We start from the raw sequence: 16,379 nt of genomic DNA, 5'->3' as shown, positions 1-16,379 counted from the left end.
TTAATGATTAATAGACCAGGTATTAGTATGAAAAAGATCTTAGTATGTTTCGTCGGCTTGGCTTTAACCGCATGTAGCGCTAATTCGTTGAATTATGGCGCTGAACAGGTACGGGTGATGACCAGCGAGCCAGGTAAGGAATGCAGCTACTTAGGGGATATCACGGGCAGCCAGGGGAATTTCTTTACCGGTGGCTGGACTTCCAACAGTAACCTGGAAACGGGTGCCCGTAACGATCTGAAAAACAAAGCTTATAAAATGGGCGGAAATACGGTAGTCCTGTTAACCCAGCGTGCAGGCCAGACAGGAAGTTCATGGCACGGTTCGGGCTCAAGCAAACAAACGAATGTCACGTTAAGCGGGAACGTTTATCGTTGCCCTCGTTAACCTTATTTCGCAGGTAATATATGCCTGTTTAGCGCGCGCGCCGCACTGGCGACGCGGGCGCTATTTGGGCTAACCTTGCTTTTTCTCGCTGTATTCCCGCCAACCGCCGCCTAATGCTTTATACAGATTAATGATATTCAGCTGTTGCATGAGCCGTGTGCGCACCAGACGCTGTTGCGCGCCATAAAGCATACGATGGGTATCAAGCAGCGTAAGGTAGTCATCGACGCCTTCCTGAAAACGGAGTCCGGCCAGTTCATAGGCGATTTGGCTGGCTTCAACTGCGCGTTGTTCTGATTGCACCTGGTCATTCAGCGTACGCTGTCCCGCCAGACCATCCGCCACGTCGCGAAAGGCTTGCTGAATAACGTTTTCATAGCTGGCGATTTCAATCTGTTTTTGGACATGCGCCCTATCCAGGTCAGCGCGTAATGCGCCGCCGTGAAAGAGAGGCAAGGTGATTTGCGGTAGAAAACGCCAGCTTCCCGATCCCGGTTCAAAGAGTCCGCTAAGAGACGCGCTGGCCGTTCCCGCCGTGCCTGTCAGGCTGATGGTCGGGAAGAAGGCGGCGCGCGCTGCGCCTATCCGGGCGTTTGCGCCACGCAGCCTGTACTCGGCGGCGCGAATATCCGGGCGGCGTACCAGCAGATCTGACGGTAATCCGCCTGGCAGAGTGGTCGGGATCGCGTCTTCCGTAAGCGTGACCGCTTCGTTTAGTCGACGCGACAGTTCAGGCGTGAGCGGCTGGCCCAACAGCAATTCCAGCGCGTTACGATCCCGCGCCAACTGTCGCGTATACGCCGCGCGATTGATTTCGGCAGAACGCAGCGCGATCTCCGCCATACGCAGATCGAGCTGTGTGGCGTTGCCTGTCCGGGCAAGCTGGGTTGTCAATGTGTATGAACTTTTTTGCGCGGCCAGCGTATCTTCGGTTAAGCGCAGCAGCTCCCGGTCAGCCCGTAGCGTCAGCCAGGCGCTGGCGACTTCGGAAACCAGGCTCATTCGCGCCGCAATGTACGTCTCATCAAGCGCCATATAGGCGGCTAATGCCTGGTCGCTAAGGCTTCGCACTCGCCCCCAGAGATCCAGTTCCCAGGCCGTCGTCGCCCCAGCCATCTCGTAGCGTCGGTTAATCTCAGGCTCGTCCGTGACGCTGAGATCGGCGGGAGTGCGACCGGCGTCCATAGCGGTGGCGATGCCGAGCGTCGGCAGCATCTCCGCGCGCTGAATACGGTATAACGCCCGGGCGGCTTCAACATTGAGCCCTGCCTTGCGTAAATCCCGATTATTGCGTAACGCGATCGCAATCAGTTCCTGTAGAAGCGGATCGTGGAAGAAATCACGCCAGCCAATGTCAGCGGCATCCGGCGCGCCAGAAACAGTTGACGTTGCGTAGGGATAGACCATCGCAGTCGGCGATGCGGGGCGTTCGTGTTTCGGCGCCATCGTACAGCCAGCAAGCGTGGTGACGAAAGCAAGCGTCGCCAGCGTGGCGGTCTGCCGATAGCCTGTAAAAATGATCTTCATTATGCCATTCCCATCATTATGCTTGCTGATCATGCGAATCAACGCGGTTCTCACGCTTTAATGCCATCCTGCGAACCACCACGTAAAATACAGGCGTCAATAACAGGCCGAAGAGCGTGACGCCCAACATGCCGGCAAACACGGCGATGCCCATCGCATGTCGCATTTCCGCGCCGGCACCCGTCGCGAGTACCAGCGGTACTACGCCTGCGATAAAGGCGAATGAGGTCATCAGGATAGGACGCAGACGCAGGCGGGACGCTTCCAGCACGGCGGTCAGCGGGTCTGCGCCGTCGTGTTCTTTGGCGCGGGCAAACTCGACAATCAAAATGGCGTTCTTGGCCGCCAGGCCGACCAGTACCACGAAACCAATCTGCGTAAAGATATTGTTATCTCCGCCAGATACCCACACGCCGACAATGGCTGAGAGTAATGACATAGGCGCAATAAGCAGGACGGCAAAGGGCAGCGACCAACTGTTGTACTGCGCCGCCAGGATCAGGAAGGCCAACAGCACCGCCAGCGCAAAGATAGCAAGCGCGGAGTTGTCGGCCTGTTTTTCCTGATAAACCAGATCGGTCCATTCGAAGACCATCCCTTCCGGTAACGTTTCACGCACGATCTTTTCAATCGCGTCCGTCGCCTGTCCGGAGGAGAAACCCGGAGCCGGTCCACCGCTAATATCTACCGAGGGGAAGCCGTTGTAATGGATGATTCTGTCCGGCCCCGACTGGCGCATAATCGTGACGAAAGCGCTAAGCGGGATCATCTCGCCCTTCGCATTGCGGACTTTAAGCAGGCCGATATCCTCTTGCTGCATACGGAATGGCGCATCGGCCTGCGCCATCACCCGCCAGGTACGGCCAAATCGGTTGAAATCGTTGACGTAAAGCGAGCCGAGGTTAATTTGCAACGTTTCAAAGATGTCGGTGAGCGATACCCCCATTGATTTCGCCTTCACCCGGTCGATATCCACCTGTAATTGCGGGGCGTTCGTCTGGAAACTGGCCAGCATATTGGCCAGTTCGGGCGTCTGCATCGCCTTAGACATAATCTCGCTTTGCACCTTTGTCATCGCTTCAAATCCCAGTTCCGCACGATCTTCAATCTGCAATTTAAAGCCGCCCGTCGCGCCAAGCCCTGGAACCGGCGGCGGCGGGAAGATGCCAATAAATCCGTCGGGAATGTGGCTAAATTTGTGCATTAGCTTTCCGGCGATAGCGTTAGCGGAAAGCGAAGGATCTTCACGCTCGTCAAAGGGTTTCAGCATGGCGAACATCAGCGCCGAATTTGGCACATTTACCGGGCCGTTAACCGACAGACCGGGGAAGACGACGACGCTTTCAACGCCGGGTTCCGCCAGCGCGATAGCGGACATCTGTTTCACGACCGCCTCTGTGCGATCCAACGATGCGCCGCTTGGGAGCTGGGCGATGCCGACGAGATAGTATTTATCCTGCGCAGGCACAAACCCGTTCGGCACCTGATGGAAGCCAAGCCAGGTCAGCCCCACAAAGCCAGCATAGAGCACCATCACAATGACGCTGCCGCGCACGGCCCGACGGACGGCGCTAACATAGCGGTTCGACGCGCTGTCGAAGAAACGGTTAAAGCGATGGAAAAAACCGCCAGTGACCGTGCCCATCAACCGCGTTAGCCAGTCAGCCTTCGCAGTATCGTGGTGCGGTCTTAGCAAAATGGCGGCCAGCGCAGGGGAGAGCGTCAGTGAGTTAATGGCCGAAAGGATGGTCGAAATAGCGATGGTCAACGCGAACTGACGATAAAACTCACCCTGCAGGCCCGCCAGGAATGCGGAAGGGATAAAGACTGCCGTCAGCACCGAGGTAATAGAAAGAATGGGACCAGTGACTTCATCCATCGCCTTCTTTGCCGCCTCTCCGGGACTTTTGCCCTGCGAGATATGCCGTTCCACGTTTTCGACCACAACGATGGCGTCATCGACAACGATACCTATCGACAAGACCAAACCAAACAGCGAAAGCGTATTTAGCGAAAAGCCAAACAGGTGCATCAAGGCAAAGGTGCCGACCAGCGAAACGGGAACCGCCACCAGAGGAATAATGGACGCCCGCCAGGTTTGCAGGAACAGCACCACGACAAGGACGACCAGCACGAGGGCTTCCAGCAACGTAATCGCCACCGATTGTAGCGATGCGCGCACGAAGACCGTAGGATCATAGGCAATCCGGTATTCGATATCCTGCGGGAAGTTTTGCTGCAACTCATCCATTTTGCCGCGAATCGCGTTAGAAACGTCAATCGCATTGGCGCCCGGACTTTGAATAATCTGTAACGCTGGCGCCGCTTTGCCATTCAGTAAACTGCGCAGCGTATAGGCATCTGCGCCCAGCGTGACGCGGGCGACATCACGCAGACGCGTCACCTCGCCGTCAGCGCCGATTTTTACCACAATCTCGCCGAACTGTTCTTCGCTGGTCAGGCGGCCCAGCGTGTTCACCGTCATCTGAAAAGCGGCGGAGGCCTCCGGCTGTTGCCCGACGGAACCGGCGGCGACCTGTACGTTTTGTTCCCGCAACGCCGTAACGATATCACTGGCGGTAAGACCGCGGTTGGCGATTTTCGCCGGGTCCAGCCAGACGCGCATGGCGTACTCGCCCGCGCCCCAGACGAGAACATCACCGACGCCGGGTAAACGGGCCAGTTCGTCGCGAACCTGCCGGATGGCGAAGTTAGACAGGTAAAGCGAGTCATAGCGTTTTTGCGGCGAGACAAGATGGACCACCATCAACATATCGGGGGACGTTTTCTCCGTTACAACGCCAATTCGCTGGACTTCTTCGGGCAGGCGAGGCAGCGCGCGGGATACCCGATTTTGCACCTGAATTTGCGCCATATCAGGATCGGTTCCCTGTTCGAAGGCGATAGAGATAACCATGCGACCATCAATGGCCATCTGGGTATTCATATACAACATGCCGTCAACGCCGTTGATCACCTGTTCCAGCGGCGCGGCTACCGTATCGGCAATCACTTGCGGGTTAGCGCCGGGGTAGCTGGCGCTAACCTGTACCGTGGGCGGCGTAACGGCCGGATATTCACTCAGCGGCAGTTTTAAAAAGGCGATAGCGCCAGCCAGCAGCATTAACAGCGACAGGACGATGGCGAAGATGGGTCGTGCAATGAAAAAGTGGGTGAATTTCATTGGCGCACCGCCTTCGGCGCACTGTCGCCGTCCGCTTTAGTCAATGTCGCGGTCTGTTTGTCGGTCACATTCTGCCGCATCGGCACCAGACGCGGCGCAACGGTCATGCCAGGACGCACCAGCCCCTTGAGGATGATTTTTTCTCCCGGCAGTACTCCCTGTGTAACGACGCGGAGTCCATCGACCATTTGTCCCAGCTCAACCGGACGATACTCCACCTGATTCTCCTTGCCGACGATCAGCACATAGTTTTTGCCCTGATCGGCGCTCACCGCCAGATCGTCAATTAGCACGGTTTCCCGCGGCTCGCCGATGGGCAAACTGATTCGGGCAAACAGGCCGGGAGAAAGCATTCCGTCGGGGTCAGGAATCACGGCACGCGCCCGGATAGTGCCGGTGCTGCGGTTCATCTGATTGCCCATAAAGTCGAGTACGCCCTGATAAGGCAGCCCGTTATCGGTGGTTAACCCCATGTTGACTACCGGTGGATTTTTGTCGGAGCGGGTATGTCGTAACGCCTTCAGCCAGGTGGCTTCGTCAATATCGAAATACACATACATGGGATTGTGAGACACGATAGTCGTCAGAAGCGTGGCGTTACCCGCTACGCCGCCGCTGACCAGATTGCCCCGGGTCACCAGTATGCGGTCAACGCGTCCGGCAATGGGCGCGGTAATACGGGTCCAGGAGAGTTCAAGGCGCGCTGCGGCGACGGCGGCTTTGGCCGATTGCATCTGCGCCTGTCGCGCATTACGCGTGGCGGTGACATCGTCAGCGTTTTTACGTGATACGGCGCCGCTGGCGACCAGTCGTTGAATGCGATCGAAATCCGCCTGCGCCTGGCGGGCCAGTACTTCAGCCTGACGTAATTGCGCGACGGCGGTGTCGAGGGCGACCTCGAACGGGCGCGGATCGATCTGGAACAGCAATTGTCCGCGGCTTACCAGACGTCCTTCCGGAACGCTGACGGCGTCAAGGGTTCCTCCCACGCGCGAACGCAGTTCCACGGTCTCCGGCGCGGCCAGAAAACCGGTGAATTCCGCCGTAGGCGCGAGTGTACGGCTAAGGGCTTTAGCAACCGGTACCGCCGGTGGAGGCGGCGCGCTGGCCGGGGGGCCGACGGCGTTGTCTTTATCCCATAGTGCTTCGCCGGCCATGTAAATCACGCCCCCGATGGCGGCGATGACGCCGGCTATCAACATAATTTTGAATGTTCTACGCATGTCGTTTCCCTCTTTACCGCAGCGTGTCGGCCATTCCGCAACGCTGCCGCAGAATTTTTGGCAAAGGCTAGGCGTTACAACGAAGGAAAGGTCAAGCGTTCCTGACGGGTTTTTTCGGGGCGTGGGTCGGCATCGTGGCGTAAATGTCTCGCATCATCCTCTTTTATGAGCCATCTCACATTCTCGCCGAACCGTGTAGCCTGAATACGCTTGACCTTCCCACAATGGCAAGCTTTAGGCTTTCTGATACCGAATAGTCAGGATGGGGAACTCGTCATGAGTCAGTCAGAAAATCGTCACGACACGATAAGCTTGCTTATTGAAGGTATGACCTGCGCGTCGTGCGTCGCTCGCGTTGAAAAAGGTATTAAGGCTGTGCCTGGCGTAACGGACGCTACGGTGAATCTGGCGACGGAGCGCGCCACCGTTCGCGGGACGGCGTCGGCGGAGGAGGTGATCGCGGCGATTGAAAAAACGGGGTATGAGGCGCGACCGATAGAGACGGCGGGGCAGGGCGAAGACGACTCTGAAGAGAAAAAAGAGGCCGAGCGCGTCAGGCTGAAGCGCGATCTGATTCTCGCCAGCGTGCTGGCGCTCCCCGTTTTTGTGCTTGAAATGGGCTCGCACCTTATTCCTGGTATGCACGAGTGGGTGATAAAAACGATTGGCCTGCAACAAAGCTGGTACTGGCAATTTGCACTGACCCTGTTGGTGCTGACGATCCCCGGTCGCCGTTTTTACCTTAAAGGGTTCCCGGCGCTGGCGCGTCTGGCGCCGGACATGAACTCGCTGGTCGCCGTGGGAACCGCAGCGGCATTCGGCTACTCGCTGGTGGCGACCTTTACGCCCGACCTGTTGCCTGAAGGGACGGTAAACGTCTATTACGAGGCCGCCGCAGTGATTGTCGCGCTTATTCTGCTGGGGCGCTTTCTGGAGGCAAGGGCGAAGGGGCGGACTTCCGAAGCGATTAAACGTCTGGTGGGGCTACAGGCGCGGGTCGCGCATGTGTTACGCGAGGGCCGCATCGTGGATATCCCTGTCGACGAGGTTGTGCTGGGCGACTGTGTGGAGGTTCGGCCAGGCGAGCGGATCCCGGTTGACGGCGAAGTGACCGAAGGCCGCAGCTTCGTTGACGAGTCGATGATTACCGGCGAACCGATACCGGTTGAGAAATCCGCAGGAAGCGCGGTGGTGGGCGGTACCGTAAACCAAAAAGGCGCGCTCACGCTGCGGGCGACCGCCGTCGGCGGACAGACCATGCTGGCGCAAATCATTCGTCTGGTGGAACAGGCGCAGGGTTCAAAACTGCCGATTCAGGCCGTCGTGGATAAAGTGACGCTGTGGTTTGTCCCGATGGTGATGCTTATTGCTGCGCTGACCTTTGTGGTATGGCTGGCGTTTGGGCCGTCGCCTGCGCTGACTTTCGCTCTGATCAATGGCGTTGCGGTTCTGATTATCGCCTGTCCTTGCGCGATGGGCCTGGCGACGCCGACCTCCATTATGGTGGGAACCGGTCGTGGGGCGGAAATGGGCGTGCTGTTCCGTAAGGGGGAGGCGTTACAGCTACTCAAAGACGCTAAGGTGGTGGCCGTAGACAAAACCGGGACGCTTACCGAAGGCCGCCCGGTACTGACCGATCTCGACGTGGCCAGCGGCTTTGAGCGCCGTGAGGTGCTGGCGAAAGTCGCGGCGGTAGAATCGCGTTCAGAGCATCCGATTGCCCGTGCGATTGTCGTGTCGGCAGAAGAGGAAGGGATCGCGCTACCAGGCATGAGCGGCTTCGAATCGGTGACCGGGATGGGCGTATACGCTACCGTTGACGGTACGCGTGTTGACGTGGGGGCCGATCGCTATATGCGCGAAATTGGCGTGGATATTAGCGGCTTCGCCACCACCGCCGAACGGTTAGGACAGGAAGGGAAATCGCCGCTCTATGCGGCTATTGACGGTCAACTGGCAGCGATTATCGCCGTGGCCGATCCGATCAAACCCAGCACACCCGCCGCAATTAACGCTTTACATCAGCTCGGCATTAAGGTCGCCATGATCACTGGCGATAATGCCCGCACGGCACAGGTTATCGCCAGACAGTTAGGGATTGATGACGTGGTCGCCGAGGTATTGCCAGAAGGGAAAGTCGAGGCGATACGGCGCCTGAAAGCGGCGTATGGGCAGGTGGCGTTTGTCGGCGATGGCATCAACGATGCGCCAGCGCTGGCGGAGTCCGACGTGGGGCTGGCGATTGGCACCGGCACCGATGTGGCGGTGGAATCCGCCGACGTCGTACTAATGTCCGGCAACCTGCAAGGCGTGCCGAATGCTATCGCGCTGTCTAAAGCGACCATCCGCAATATCCACCAGAATCTGTTCTGGGCCTTTGCTTACAATACGGCGCTGATTCCTGTCGCGGCAGGCGCGCTATTTCCGGTCTGGGGCATATTATTGTCCCCGGTATTCGCCGCAGGGGCGATGGCGATGTCGAGCGTGTTCGTGCTGGGCAACGCTTTGCGGCTGCGCCGTTTCCGGGCGCCGATGGCAACCCCATCCGACACATCCACGACCTGAGGAGGAGCGTCATGAACATCGGTAAAGCAGCTAAAGCATCGAAAGTTTCGGCCAAAATGATTCGCTACTATGAACAGATTGGTCTGATTCCCGCGGCAAGTCGGACGGATTCCGGCTATCGGGCCTATACCCAGGCTGATGTTAATCAATTGCATTTTATACGCCGCGCGCGCGACCTCGGCTTTTCAGTTGCTGAAATCAGCGACTTACTGAATCTTTGGAATAACCAGTCGCGGCAAAGCGCTGACGTCAAACGCCTGGCGCAGACGCACATTGATGAACTGGACAGACGTATCCAGAACATGCAGCACATGGCGCAAACCCTCAAAGCGCTGATTCACTGCTGCGCCGGCGACGCGCTGCCAGATTGCCCCATTCTGCATACGCTTGGACAACCTGACGATAGCGAGCCGGAGGCGCGTACCGGAGCGGTATTGCGCCGTCCTCGTCGCCACGGACTGGCAAAGCGTCTGTAAGTCCTGAGATTACGCTTGACCTTCCAACACTGGCAAGGCCCAGACTGGCAACAGTTCCCAAACAAAAGGAGTTCACTATGCAGTTCCATATTGATGACATGACCTGCGGCGGCTGCGCCAGTACGGTAAAAAAGACGATTCTGACTCTTGATGCTAATGCGACGGTGAGAACCGACCCGGCGACGCGTCTGGTTGACGTTGAAACGTCGCTATCCGCGGAGCAGATTGCCGCCGCCCTGCAAAAGGCCGGTTTCCCGCCGCGCGAGAGGTAATCGTCAATGGCGATCGGTCTGGCGACAGGCCGGTCGCGATACGCTAGCCACGCTTCGCTTTTCTTTGCGTGAGATAATCCCCATAAAAAATGTGACAAATCATGTGCCAGTAAGCTTTGTTAATAATATGTAATGATTTGTCTATTTTTGCTAACATTTTACCTGCTATATACAAAAAGATAACAAATAAGTAGCGCAACGCTACCTTGTTACGTCGCTTTGACGACGGGAGCGCTCCAGCGTTTCGCCGCTTCAAAGCTTGATGTTATTTTTTGATGCAGGACACTACCTATGTACACCCCCCTGAACTGGACGACGACACAACGACATGTGGCGTTTGCCAGCTTTACCAGTTGGATGCTGGATGCGTTTGATTTCTTTATCCTTGTCTTTGTACTTAGCGATCTCGCCGAATGGTTTCACGCTTCCGTATCGGACGTTTCCATTGCGATTATGCTGACCCTGGCGGTACGTCCCATTGGCGCGCTGCTATTTGGTCGAATGGCGGAAAAGTACGGACGTCGACCGATACTGATGCTCAATATTCTGTTCTTTACGGTGTTTGAACTGCTTTCCGCCTGGTCGCCCACCTTCATGGCATTTCTGATTTTTCGGGTCATGTACGGCGTGGCGATGGGCGGGATATGGGGCGTTGCGTCATCACTGGCGATGGAAACCATTCCCGATCGTTCGCGTGGCCTGATGTCGGGCATTTTTCAGGCGGGCTATCCCTGCGGCTATCTGTTCGCCTCGGTTATTTTTGGCCTCTTCTACAGTATGGTAGGCTGGCGCGGCATGTTCCTGATTGGCGCCCTGCCTGTTGTCTTGCTGCCTTATATCTGGTTTAAAGTGCCGGAATCCCCCGTCTGGCTGGCGGCCAGAGCGCGTAAAGAGAATACCGCGCTGCTTCCTGTTCTGCGCAAACAGTGGAAGTTGTGTCTGTATCTGGTGCTGGTCATGGCGTTCTTTAACTTTTTCAGTCACGGCACGCAGGATCTGTATCCTACCTTCCTGAAGATGCAGCATGGTTTTGATCCGCATCTGATCAGTATCATTGCGATTTTTTATAACATTGCCGCGATGCTCGGCGGTATTTTCTACGGTACGCTATCGGAACGTATTGGGCGTAAAAAAGCGATCATGATCGCCGCCTTTCTTGCGCTTCCGGTACTCCCGCTATGGGCATTTTCCAGCGGATCATTCACGATTGGCCTGGGCGCGTTCCTGATGCAGTTTATGGTGCAGGGCGCCTGGGGGGTCGTGCCGACCTGGCTGAACGAGCTGGTTCCGGCGAATGCGCGCGCCGTGCTGCCAGGGTTTGTTTACCAACTGGGTAATTTACTGGCGTCGGTTAATGCGACGTTACAGGCCCGCATCGCGGAAACGCATGGTGGCAATTACGGGTTGGCAATGGCGATCGTGGCTGGCGCGGTGGCTATTTTAATCTGTGTATTTGTGGCATTTGGTCGCGAGACCCGGGGAGTCGTCATCTCCGGTACAGATAGCGACGCCCTCCCGGAGTCGGCCATCAGTCATCGCACGTAAACACTACGCTCCTGGCGCATACTGTCGCCGGGAGCACGCCTTCCTCCCGTCGTTTTCACGCCCTTTCAACGAACAACAAAGGTTAATGATGGCATCTGCCTTTCGTGACCATTACAATCATCGCTTACTTTTTTCTTTATAAGAAATTGATTGTTGGACCTTAAAATTATCAACGGAGCGAAGATATCATGTTGAAAGATAACCAAAAACACAACGAGTCTGTTGCCCCGAATAGCGCCTTTCTGTCTGAGTTACAACGTGCATTACCGGAATTTTTTACCGCCGATCGCTATAACGAGCAGGGCGAACTGATCGCGAAAGGCGGATTTGATCTCGCCAAATTTGAGCGCGCGCTGAAAGCGCGTAATATTGATGAGCTGACTAGCGGTTATCAGATTGATTTTATTGGCAAAGATTACGCAAAAAAACAGGCGGGTGAAAAATCCGTTACCGTTATCGTTCCTGACGTGGAACACAATACTCTGGCAGAAAATAAAAACAGCCATAATCTTTTTCTGACCGGAGATAATCTGGATGTGTTACGCCATCTGCAAAATAATTACGCCGATACCGTCGATATGATCTATATCGATCCCCCTTATAACACCGGATCGGACGGGTTTGTCTATCCCGATCATTTTGAATATAGCGATCGGGCGTTGCAGGATATGTTTGGTCTTAATGATACTGAACTGGCACGTTTAAAATCCATTCAGGGTAAATCGACGCACTCCGCGTGGTTATCTTTCATGTATCCGCGTCTTTTCCTTGCCAGGAAGCTCCTGAAAGATACCGGATTTATTTTTATCTCTATCGACGATAATGAGTACGCCAATCTTAAATTAATGATGGATGAGATTTTTGGCGAAGGCGGATTTGTCACCAATGTGATGTGGAAGCGCAAAAAAGAGATTTCTAACGACTCTGATAACGTTTCCATCCAGGGGGAATACATTCTTGTTTATGCCAAAACCGGTCAGGGCGCTTTACGTTTAGAACCGCTTTCTAAAGAGTATATTCAGAAATCCTATAAAGAACCGACCGAACAGTTTCCAGAAGGGAAATGGCGACCGGTGCCGTTAACGGTGTCAAAAGGGCTGAGCGGCGGCGGCTATACCTATAAAATTACCACGCCGAACGGTACGGTACACGAAAGACTATGGGCTTATCCTGAAGCCAGTTACCAAAAACTGGTGGCCGATAATCTGGTCTATTTTGGCAAAGATAACGGCGGTATTCCCCAGCGAGTCATGTACGCGCATCACAGTAAGGGGCAGCCAACGACCAATTACTGGGATAACGTAGCGTCGAATAAAGAGGGGAAAAAGGAGATTCTGGATCTCTTCGGCGACAACGTTTTTGATACGCCGAAACCGACCGCATTATTGAAGAAAATCATCAAGCTCGCTATCGATAAAGACGGCGTCGTTCTGGACTTTTTTGCCGGTTCCGGCACTACGGCCCATGCGGTAATGGCGCTGAATGAAGAAGATGGGGGGCAGCGCACGTTTATTCTGTGTACTATCGATCAGGCATTAAGCAATAACACTATCGCGAAAAAAGCAGGTTATAACACTATTGATGAAATCAGCCGCGAGCGAATTACACGCGTTGCGGCGAAGATCCGCGCCAACAATCCCGCGACCAATAGCGATCTCGGTTTTAAACATTATCGTTTTGCCACTCCGACACAGCAGACGCTGGACGATCTGGATAGTTTCGATATTGCTACCGGCCATTTTATCAATACCAGCGGTCAACTGGCCGCTTTTACCGAGTCAGGATTTACCGACATGATCAATCCTTTTTCCGCCAGAGGATTGGGCGTGCCGGGCGGCGCAAGCGGCGAAGAGACCTTATTAACGACATGGCTGGTCGCCGATGGTTATAAAATGGATATTGACGTACAGACCGTTGATTTTTCCGGCTATTGCGCCAGGTATGTTGATAATACGCGCCTGTATCTGATTGATGAACGATGGGGAACCGAGCAGACCCGCGATCTTCTCAACCACATTGGTACGCACCAGCTTCCGGTTCAGACCATTGTCATTTACGGCTACTCTTTCGACCTTGAATCCATTCGTGAACTGGAAATCGGCTTAAAACAGCTTGATCAAAAAGTGAACCTGGTGAAGCGTTATTAAGAGGGGATGATGATGAATATTTTACTGGAAGAACTTCCCCATCAGGAACAGGCGTTAGCGGCGATTCTGGCGAGTTTCACCGGTATCGATCACGCGCAGGCCGATCATAATCACTATGCTAATCCGCTGATTAAGGAACGTTACGACGATAAGGCCAATATTGACGTTAAAATGGAGACCGGGACGGGCAAAACCTATGTCTATACCCGATTGATGTATGAACTGCATCAGAACTACGGGCTCTTCAAATTTGTGCTGGTAGTGCCGACGCCAGCCATTAAAGAAGGCGCGCGGAACTTTATCACCAGCGATTACGCCAGACAGCATTTTTCACAGTTCTACGAAAATACGCGGATGGAACTTTGCACCATTAACGCCGGTGATTTTAAAGTAAAGTCGGGGCGTAAAAATTTTCCGGCCCAGTTATTAAGTTTTACTGATGCCAGCCGTCGTGATAGCCATACGATTCAGGTTTTACTGATCAATGCGCAAATGCTCAATTCCGCCAGTATGACGCGAGACGATTACGATCAAACGCTACTGGGCGGGCTGACGTCGCCTGTTAAAGGGCTGCAAATGACGCGACCGGTGGTCATTATTGATGAACCGCATCGTTTTGCGCGAGATAACAAATTTTATCGAGCGATTCAGGCTATTCAGCCGCAAATGATCGTCCGCTTTGGCGCTACCTTCCCGGATATTGTCGAAGGTAAGGGTAAAAATAAATGTGTACGTAAAGATTACTATCGCCGGCAACCGCAGTTTGATCTCAACGCGGTGGACAGTTTTAACGATGGTTTGGTGAAAGGTATTGATATTTATTACCCGAATCTCCCCGAAGAACAGGCCAACAATCGTTATATCGTTGACAGCGTCACGGCAAAGAAATTAATCCTCCGACGGGGGAGCAAAATTGCCGAGGTTGGCGTGGGCGAAAATCTCGCCGATGTCGATGCAGGATTTGAAGGCAGTATCGAATATGCCGGCAGTAAAATGTTGTCGAACGATCTGGAGCTGGAGGCAGGGATGGCGCTGGTGCCAGGAACCTTTGGCGCGAGCTACCAGGAACTGATTATTCAGGACGCCATTGATAAGCATTTTGACACCGAGCAGGCAAATTTCTTACGCAGCAATGAGCCAGAAAATAATGCCCCGCGTATTAAGACCTTAAGCCTTTTCTTTATTGACAGTATTAAAAGCTATCGTGATGACGAAGGCTGGTTGAAAGTCACTTTTGAGCGTTTGCTGAAAAAGAAACTGACGCAACTGATTGACGATTATCAGCGCAAGACCCTGCCGCGAGAAGTGGAGTATCTGTCGTTTCTGCAGACCACGCTCGCCAGCCTGCACTCGGATAACCAAAACGTCCACGCTGGTTACTTTGGCGAAGACCGCGGAAGCGGCGATGAGGCGATCCAGGCTGAGGTAGATGATATTCTGAAAAATAAAGAGAAGTTGCTCAGTTTTTCAGACCATCACGGCAACTGGGAAACGCGCCGCTTTCTGTTTTCAAAATGGACGCTTCGCGAAGGCTGGGATAACCCGAATGTTTTTGTCATTGCTAAATTACGTTCTTCCGGTAGCGAGTCGAGCAAAATTCAGGAAGTGGGGCGCGGCCTGCGGCTACCGGTAGATGAAAACGGCCATCGCGTTCATCAGGAAGAGTGGCCGTCCCGACTGTCGTTTCTGATTGGTTATGATGAAAAAGCGTTTGCCAGTATGCTGGTTGATGAGATTAATCGCGACAGCAAAGTTCAGCTTAACGAGCAGAAACTGGATGAGGCGATGATCACTCTCATCGTCACCGAGCGGCAAAAAGTCGATCCTGCGTTTACGGAGCTTCGTTTGCTGGAAGATCTGGATGATAAAAAACTGATCAACCGGAGTAATGAGTTTAAACCCAGCGTCACGCTTAACGGGGAAACCAAAAGTGGTTTTGCGTGGCTACTGGAGTTCTACCCTGAGCTGACGCAGGCGCGGGTGCGAGCGGATCGCATTCGTGACAATAAGCCCGCCTCCCGACTGCGAGTCAGGTTACGCAAAGAGAATTGGGAACAACTTAGCAGTATCTGGGAGCAGTTTTCCCGCCGTTATATGCTGCAATTCGAGCGTAGCGGCGCTTCTCTGGAACAGATTGCCGCCGAGGTGCTGCGCGATCCGGCGCTGTATATACGCCAGAAGCCAAGCCAGGTGCAACAACGGCTGGTATCGAATGAAGATAATGGCCGTTTTGAAGTGGCGCAGCGGGAAGGCGAATTAGCCGCCAGCGAATTTATGGCGGGCATGAAATATGGCCATTTTCTTAAGCAACTGGCGTTACGCACCAGTCTGCCGGTTAACGTCCTGCACCCGGTGTTAATGGCGATGCTGCGTGATGTTTTGCACGGAGATTCACGCTATTTAAGCGAGATCTCGTTGGACAATATGACCCGCGCATTACAGACGCGGATTAATGCGCATTTTGCGCAGCGCCACGATTATCTGCCTCTCGATTTTCAGGCTTCAACGTCGGTATTTGATTCCACGGCACGGCAGTTCAGAGAGGAGATTAGCGCTGAAATTGTGGGGAAAAATGTGGATGAGAATGCGATAGACGATCCTCGTTCTCTCTATCAAATACCGCCGTTGCGTTATGACAGCGTCGATCCAGAATTGCCGCTATTAAAATACGATTATCCGCAACAGGTTTCTGTGTTTGGCAAACTGCCTAAGCGGGCCATTCAGATCCCCAAATATACGGGAGGCTCTACTACGCCGGATTTTGTGTACCGTATTGAGCGTCAGGACGCCGACAGCGTTTATTTACTGGTTGAAACTAAAGCAGAAAATATGCGCGTAGGCGATCAGGTTATTCTTGATGCGCAACGTAAATTCTTCGATATGCTGCGTCGGCAAAATATCAATGTCGAGTTTGCGGAAGCGACCAGCGCGCCGGCGGTATTTTCTAAGATCAATGGCTTGATTGAGGGGAAGGCAAACTAACGGGTTTGAATGGACCTTAACGGTTATCTTTTTGATAGACCATATAAAATGGCCGCCGCGCAGCGAGCGTT

Annotated in this window: 10 protein-coding genes; 7 read left to right on the top strand and 3 right to left on the bottom strand. The window is 54.1% G+C overall.

Going from position 1 to position 16,379, the window contains the following annotated elements; genetic code table 11:
- Nucleotides 1-27: 27 nt before the first annotated feature.
- Nucleotides 28-387 (top strand): DUF4156 domain-containing protein, encoded by a 360-nt coding sequence (locus tag EOS98_RS17365; protein ID WP_000722978.1) that lies wholly within the window; start codon nt 28-30, stop codon nt 385-387.
- A 69-nt stretch (nt 388-456) separates the two neighbouring features.
- Here EOS98_RS17365 and mdsC read toward each other — a convergent pair whose 3' ends face one another.
- The 3 genes from mdsC to mdsA are packed head-to-tail and all read right to left on the bottom strand — an operon-like array spanning nt 457 to nt 6,321.
- Complete coding sequence (gene mdsC / locus EOS98_RS17360) at nt 457-1,914, bottom strand: multidrug efflux transporter outer membrane subunit MdsC (protein ID WP_126524243.1); 1,458 nt, start codon at nt 1,912-1,914, stop codon at nt 457-459.
- Nucleotides 1,915-1,930: 16 nt separating this feature from the next.
- The gene (gene mdsB, locus EOS98_RS17355; protein WP_126524242.1) at nt 1,931-5,098 is read right to left on the bottom strand and encodes a multidrug efflux RND transporter permease subunit MdsB; all 3,168 of its coding nucleotides are present in this window, start codon (nt 5,096-5,098) and stop codon (nt 1,931-1,933) included.
- On the bottom strand, nt 5,095-6,321 hold the full coding sequence (gene mdsA, locus EOS98_RS17350) for a multidrug efflux RND transporter periplasmic adaptor subunit MdsA (protein WP_126524241.1): 1,227 nt from the start codon (nt 6,319-6,321) through the stop codon (nt 5,095-5,097). The genes mdsB and mdsA overlap by 4 nt, the downstream gene beginning before the upstream one ends.
- Nucleotides 6,322-6,597: 276 nt before the next feature.
- Here mdsA and golT point away from each other — a divergent pair, with 276 nt between their 5' ends.
- From golT to EOS98_RS17320, 6 genes are all read left to right on the top strand, one after another.
- On the top strand, nt 6,598-8,886 hold the full coding sequence (gene golT / locus EOS98_RS17345) for a gold/copper-translocating P-type ATPase GolT (protein ID WP_126524240.1): 2,289 nt from the start codon (nt 6,598-6,600) through the stop codon (nt 8,884-8,886).
- Between the two features lie 11 nt (nt 8,887-8,897).
- The gene (gene golS, locus EOS98_RS17340; RefSeq protein ID WP_001020583.1) at nt 8,898-9,362 is read left to right on the top strand and encodes an Au(I) sensor transcriptional regulator GolS; all 465 of its coding nucleotides are present in this window, start codon (nt 8,898-8,900) and stop codon (nt 9,360-9,362) included.
- 77 nt (nt 9,363-9,439) lie between these two features.
- Entirely contained in the window at nt 9,440-9,634 is a 195-nt protein-coding gene (gene golB / locus EOS98_RS17335) for a gold resistance metallochaperone GolB (protein ID WP_001159470.1), read from the top strand.
- Nucleotides 9,635-9,925: 291 nt separating this feature from the next.
- A complete protein-coding gene (locus EOS98_RS17330; protein WP_000288503.1) occupies nt 9,926-11,179 on the top strand; it encodes an MFS transporter in 1,254 nt (417 codons plus the stop codon).
- Between the two features lie 188 nt (nt 11,180-11,367).
- Nucleotides 11,368-13,326, top strand: coding sequence for a site-specific DNA-methyltransferase (locus EOS98_RS17325; protein WP_001527437.1), 1,959 nt, complete (start codon nt 11,368-11,370; stop codon nt 13,324-13,326).
- Nucleotides 13,327-13,335: 9 nt separating this feature from the next.
- Nucleotides 13,336-16,308 (top strand): type III restriction-modification system endonuclease, encoded by a 2,973-nt coding sequence (locus EOS98_RS17320; protein WP_127821216.1) that lies wholly within the window; start codon nt 13,336-13,338, stop codon nt 16,306-16,308.
- The last annotated feature ends 71 nt before the right edge of the window (nt 16,309-16,379 follow it).

Origin of the sequence: Salmonella sp. SSDFZ69 (assembly GCF_004010755.1) — a bacterium.
GTDB classification, from domain to species: domain Bacteria; phylum Pseudomonadota; class Gammaproteobacteria; order Enterobacterales; family Enterobacteriaceae; genus Salmonella; species Salmonella enterica.
The sequence above is the reverse complement of the archived record's forward strand: the minus strand, read 5'-3'. Positions and strand labels throughout refer to the sequence as shown.